The sequence below is a fragment of the Clostridium polynesiense genome (assembly GCF_000820705.1).
GTDB classification, from domain to species: Bacteria; Bacillota; Clostridia; order Clostridiales; family Clostridiaceae; genus Clostridium_AA; species Clostridium_AA polynesiense.
On the sequence record NZ_CCXI01000081.1, the window covers coordinates 1 to 5,557 of the forward strand.

Annotated in this window: 6 protein-coding genes; all 6 read right to left on the minus strand. The window is 35.7% G+C overall.

All coding sequences use genetic code 11. The features are described from left to right. On the minus strand, positions 1–1,512 hold a 1,512-nt coding region (locus TA89_RS07395; RefSeq protein WP_040212206.1), incomplete at its 3' end, for a V-type ATP synthase subunit A. A gap of 63 nt (positions 1,513–1,575) precedes the next feature. Next, on the minus strand, positions 1,576–1,890 hold the full coding sequence (locus TA89_RS07400; RefSeq protein ID WP_040212212.1) for a V-type ATP synthase subunit F: 315 nt from the start codon (positions 1,888–1,890) through the stop codon (positions 1,576–1,578). Then, positions 1,883–2,884 carry a V-type ATP synthase subunit C gene (locus TA89_RS07405; protein ID WP_040212207.1) on the minus strand — a complete coding sequence of 334 codons (1,002 nt, stop codon included), beginning with the start codon at positions 2,882–2,884 and terminating at the stop codon, positions 1,883–1,885. Before TA89_RS07405 ends, TA89_RS07400 begins: the two co-directional genes overlap by 8 nt. Positions 2,885–2,896: 12 nt before the next feature. Then, on the minus strand, positions 2,897–3,571 hold the full coding sequence (locus TA89_RS07410; RefSeq protein ID WP_040212208.1) for a V-type ATP synthase subunit E: 675 nt from the start codon (positions 3,569–3,571) through the stop codon (positions 2,897–2,899). Between the two features lie 17 nt (positions 3,572–3,588). After that, positions 3,589–4,080, minus strand: coding sequence for a V-type ATP synthase subunit K (locus TA89_RS07415; protein WP_040212209.1), 492 nt, complete (start codon positions 4,078–4,080; stop codon positions 3,589–3,591). A gap of 16 nt (positions 4,081–4,096) precedes the next feature. Then, positions 4,097–5,557 (minus strand): V-type ATP synthase subunit I (locus tag TA89_RS07420; RefSeq protein ID WP_040212210.1); only part of this gene is annotated, 1,461 nt, incomplete at its 5' end.

Consider the following 5,557-nt stretch of genomic DNA (forward strand, 5'->3'; position numbering starts at 1 on the left):
ATTCTGCTGAAGATAGTCTTCTCTTAAGGATTTTGCAACTTCTAATTTTAGTCTGTCTGATTCGGATAATGCATCTATACCCACAAGCCTAGCAATTTCCTCTAAGTTAGCCTCTTCCTGTAATAATGCCATAGCTTCTGTGGTTAATTCTGTCCAATCCGAAGCTACTTCTTTATCCATCCATTCCCCAATTCTGTCAAGATACAGAGAATAAGAGTTTAACCAGTTAATGGATGGGAAGTGTCTTTTGTAAGCCAGCTGAGAATCCAATCCCCAGAAAACTTTAACAATTCTTAAAGTCGCCTGAGATACCGGCTCAGAAATATCTCCTCCTGGAGGTGATACAGCTCCTATAGCTGTTACAGCACCAACTCTTCCTTCTTCTCCTAGACAAACCACTTTACCTGCTCTTTCATAGAACTCTGCAAGCCTTGAACCTAAATATGCTGGATATCCTTCGTCTCCAGGCATTTCTTCAAGTCTTCCTGACATTTCTCTAAGAGCCTCTGCCCATCTTGAAGTGGAATCAGCCATAATTGCTACTGAATATCCCATATCTCTAAAGTATTCAGCAATGGTAATACCTGTATATATAGATGCTTCTCTAGCTGCCACGGGCATATTGGAGGTATTAGCTATTAGCACTGTCCTCTTCATTAAAGATTCCCCTGTTTTAGGATCTTTTAATTCAGGGAATTCGTTAAGAACGTCTGTCATTTCATTACCACGTTCTCCACATCCTACATATACAACTATTTCAGTATCTCCCCACTTTGCAATCTGATGCTGTACAACTGTTTTTCCAGCACCAAAAGGTCCGGGAACCGCTGCGGCACCTCCTTTTACTACAGGGAAGAATGTATCTATTACCCTTTGACCTGTAACCATAGGAGCTTCAGGGGTTAACTTAGTCTTATATGGTCTTCCGGTTCTAACTGGCCATTTCTGCAGCATCGATATTTCTTTTATTCCGCTGTCTGTAGAAACTGTACATACTATTTCTTCTATAGTAAAGCTTCCGCTCTTTATTTCCTTGACAACTCCGTTAATTCCCTGAGGAATCATAATCATATGTTTTACTACTGAGGTTTCCTGAACAGTACCTATCACAGTTCCAGGAGATACCTTATCTCCTTCCTTAAGTACAGCCTGGAAATCCCACTTTTTATCTCTGTTTAAAGATTTAACTTCAATCCCTTTTTTCAAAAAATTGCTTTGAGCCGCTTCCATATAAGCGTTTAAAGGTCTTTGAATTCCGTCAAACATGGATTCAATAAGTCCTGGTGCCAGCTCAACGCTTAAAGGTTCACCGGTGGTATATACTGGATCTCCCGGTCCTATTCCGGAAGTTTCTTCATATACCTGAATAGAGGCTTTGTCGCCTCTCATTTCAATTATTTCACCGATAAGACCCTGTGGTCCAACTTTACAAACGTCATATATATTAGCTTCATCCATCCCCTCTGCAACAACAAGAGGACCTGAAACTTTTATTATTTTACCGGTTTTCAATTTATCTAACCTACCTTCCTATAAAAACTATCAGTGAAGTTTAAAAAAATTATACAATCAAGTTTACTCTGCCAATATATTTACTCCTACAGCCTTTTCCACGTTGTCACTGATTCTCTGCATTCCAATATTTAGAGTGCCCTGATTGCTAGGAATTAAAATTACTGCAGGCAGCAGCTGTCTGTTATATCTTTCAATGGTTTCATCCAAGTCCTTTGCTACTTGTTCTGTAACAAAAATTACAGCATACCCTGTAAGAGCAAGCCTATCTATGGTCTTTCTAGCTTCCTCTGTTTCCACTACAGGAAAAACTTCTATACCTAGAGCTTTAAAAGCTAAAACAGAATCTTTATCTCCTACTACTCCAATCTTATGCATAATTATCACGCAGCCTTTCTCTAATAACCTCAGGAGGCACGTTATTTAATTTTCCAACCATTATTATTCTTATTAATTTTATTTCATTTTCTTTAGCGTAAAGATATGCAATAATAGGTTCTATTCCAAATGTAACGTATTTGGCTTTTTTCATAAAATCCATAAGAAAATTATCTATATTCTTTTCCAGCTTACCCAATGACCCGGTAATAGAGTATTCCTCAAGACCAGTTCTTATAATACTTTCATAATCAGTAAAGGATAACCTCCCTGATATATTTTCAACTGAATCTCCATATAGGTTATTTAATCTTTCGTTATCTAAATTACCGCTGGGTATAATAGTCTTGTTTAAAAATTCTCTGCTCTTATTTTGACCTTTTATTCTTAAAAGAGTCTTTATATTTGTAAGATCTATTAGCATTTTTAGATATTTTTCCAAGGACCTATCATCAATGGTTTTTACTAAATCATACATATGTTCAAAAAGATATCTGTCCAAAATAATATCTATATTCTGAGGATCCTTAGAAATGCTGTAATCCTCTAAAGCAGTTTCTAAAGCCCTGCGCATTGTAGGAGCTAAGTCCCTGTAATACTCAGAATCTAAATAAAATTTAAGCTTATTTGTATCTATTGTGCCTACCGGTATATATAGATATGATAAGTCTGTATCCAGTATCTTTTCTTTAATCATTACCTTTAAATTGTGATAATCATATTTCAAACTCATGAAATCTACCACTGACTTTACAGGAATCATATGATAAAACATATCATATACTCGAATCAGCTCATCTCTTAGGATAATCTCATAGTCTTCCGCTCTTTTTATATCGCTTAAATGCACTGCATATTCACTTTCCTGAAGTACCTTTAAAGCTTCCTTTGCTGAATCTGCATCGATCATCCTATCCAGCTTTGATTTATCCAAAAGTCTAGTTTCAAGAACTCTGAGTCGTGGGATTACCTGATTGAACAGCATCTTATCCATGGCTATCCCTCCTTATTCAAAAAGCACTTTAGCAATATCATACTCAAGTTCGTCCCTTAAACTTCTTACCAGAGCTTCAAAGGTATTATTTATGAGAACTCCGTTCTTTTCCAGAACAAATCCGCCTTTAAAATCTCTTCCCTCAGGGCTTAATTTGATATCTCCTTTTTTACCTATAGAAGTTAACTCTGAGTTAATTCTATTTATGATTTCAGGCTGTAACTCGTCTAAATGAAGCTTTTCTTTTACCATTTCTACAAAGTTGCTTCCTGATTTCTTTTTCTTACTCTCAGATAAGGAGTTTAAGTAGCTGCTGCTTAAAATCAACGTTTCATCTCCTGAGATGTCCATTGTCTTAATTCTTTCCACTAAATAATCATTAAAAGCTTCTATTGACATGTTATTTAATTCTTCTACTGCTTTTTCAAATACTTTATCTATGATTTTTTGTTTTGCCTCTAATTTTTCATTTCTAACCTTAAGCTGTGAATTAGAAATAATTCTTTCCTTCTTAGTAGCACTTTCTCTCTTAGCTCTTTCCAGAATTTCAGTTTCTATTATTCTGGCTTCCTGTATCATTTTTTCTATTATTTTTTCTTCCTCTTCACGACTCTCTTTAATGATTTCTTCACTCTTCTGCTTAGCATCTGAAAGTATCTTATTTGTAATATTATTTAAATTTGACATTTAGGCAACACCCCAAACTATTTTATGTTTAATACCATGAATAAGGAAGCAACGAAGCCTAACAGAGCATATGTCTCAACCATAACAGCGTATATAACACCTTTCATAACATCATTAGGCTTTTTAGCTAAGATTTGAACCCCTGCTGCAGCAGCTTTTCCCTGTGCAATAGCAGATCTCCAACCGGTTAACGCTATTGGCATTGCAGCCATGAAATAAGCAAATCCTTTATATAAATCAGGTGTGCTTCCGCCCAATATTCCTATATTTAACAAAATCATAAGAGTTATAACGAAACCGTATAATCCCTGTGTACCTGGAAGAGCTACAAGAATAAATGTCTTACCGAATTTTTCCGGTTCTTCTGTCATAAGTCCTGACGCTGCTTCACCAACTATTCCTATTCCCTGCGCAGACCCTATTCCTGCCAATCCAGTAGCTAAAGCTGCTCCTAAAAGTGCAAAAATTAAACCTCCGTTGTTATTGATTAACCATTCTATAAATGTCATTTTAATTTCCTCCCAACTATTTTGTTATTTTTATATATTCATCAGAAAGCTTATAAGGCACAAATTTTTTACCTCCGCCTTCATAGAATTTGTTAAAGAATTCAAGATACTGCAGCCTTGCAGCGTGAACATAAGAACCCAAAGCATTAACCAAGAGGTTAAAGGTATGGAGCGGTATAAACAGCAGCGGAGCCACTATGTAACCAAAAGGTTTAGGCACCAAATTCACTATCAGGTTTAGTGCGTTGGCTATAAAGCCAGTAGCAAGACCTAAAGCCAGCAGCCTGGAGTACGATACGATATCTCCCAGATATCCTGTTATTCCATAAACTCCGTAAATCCCCCAGCCTATTTTTGCAGGCAGTGTAGGGTAGCTTCTTCCTTGTGTCAACAGAAGTCCAACCACTCCAAGAATTAGAAGTACTTTTCCAATTCCAGCAAAGCCTATAAACATAAGTATAGCTCCTGTTAAGGTAGCATACCAGGTACCTACATCATATACAGCATCCATAAACTGACCATTTTTTATTAATGAATAGCCTTTTATGCCTAATCCCATGTATATATGCAATAGTCCAAATACTACTGACATAACTAATATTTGAGTTATGTTTTGAGGAGGATCTATCAAATAAGGAATGTTTATTTCAAAATATGTTTTAAATAAATCTCCGAACCATCCTCCATATATAGCTCCCCAAATTACAGTAGATATTCCAGCATAAAAGAACAGCTTAAAGTTCTTCTTTTTATCAGGATCCTTTATAAGTTTCATAGCTACGAGAGATGCAGCTACCATAATAAGCCCATAACCGGCATCGGACAGCATCATTCCAAAGAACAGGAAGTAGAACACCGCTAATATAGGAGTTGGATCCACCTCCTTATAAAGGGGCAGGCTATACATTTCCACTATGCCTTCAAAGGATGAAGCAAAACGGTTATTTCTCAGTTTAATAGGTATATCCTCCACTTCATCTTCTGTAGCTTCTTCAAAAGTCAGATGATACTCTTCTCCCAAAGCATTTTTTATATGTTCTTCCAGCTGACTGTTATTTTCTACCGGTACCCATCCAACAATTGTAACCACATTATTTGTTTTTAAGAAATTGCTTGAAGCCTTTATTCTGGTGAGCTTGTTATTATAATATTCATATGCAACCTCTAACTCAGATAATTTATCCTTATAACCTTCAATTTCTTTTCCTATCTTAATTTCTTCCTCATGGATTTCATCAATATTTTTTCTAAACTTCTTTATTAATTCAGAAGGCTTATCATCATAGATTAAAGCAAAATTGGTAAATCCATAATTCTTCAAAACATCTTCAGCAGGCTCTTCCATCTCTTTTGTCACTAAAACAAAAAAGTAGGTATCTTGATTATCTCTACTTATTATTTCTAAATATCCATCTGAAATTGTAAGATTAAAATCATTTATAAGCTTATCTTCATACTGCTTAGCTATAGTTCCTAT

Bases quoted from the DNA above. Each gene is read 5' to 3' on its own strand.
- TA89_RS07405 (WP_040212207.1), bottom strand. From the start codon at position 2,884: ATGGATAAGATGCTGTTCAATCAGGTAATCCCACGACTCAGAGTTCTT.
- TA89_RS07410 (WP_040212208.1), bottom strand. From the start codon at position 3,571: ATGTCAAATTTAAATAATATTACAAATAAGATACTTTCAGATGCTAAG.
- TA89_RS07415 (WP_040212209.1), bottom strand. From the start codon at position 4,080: ATGACATTTATAGAATGGTTAATCAATAACAACGGAGGTTTAATTTTT.
- TA89_RS07400 (WP_040212212.1), bottom strand. From the start codon at position 1,890: ATGCATAAGATTGGAGTAGTAGGAGATAAAGATTCTGTTTTAGCTTTT.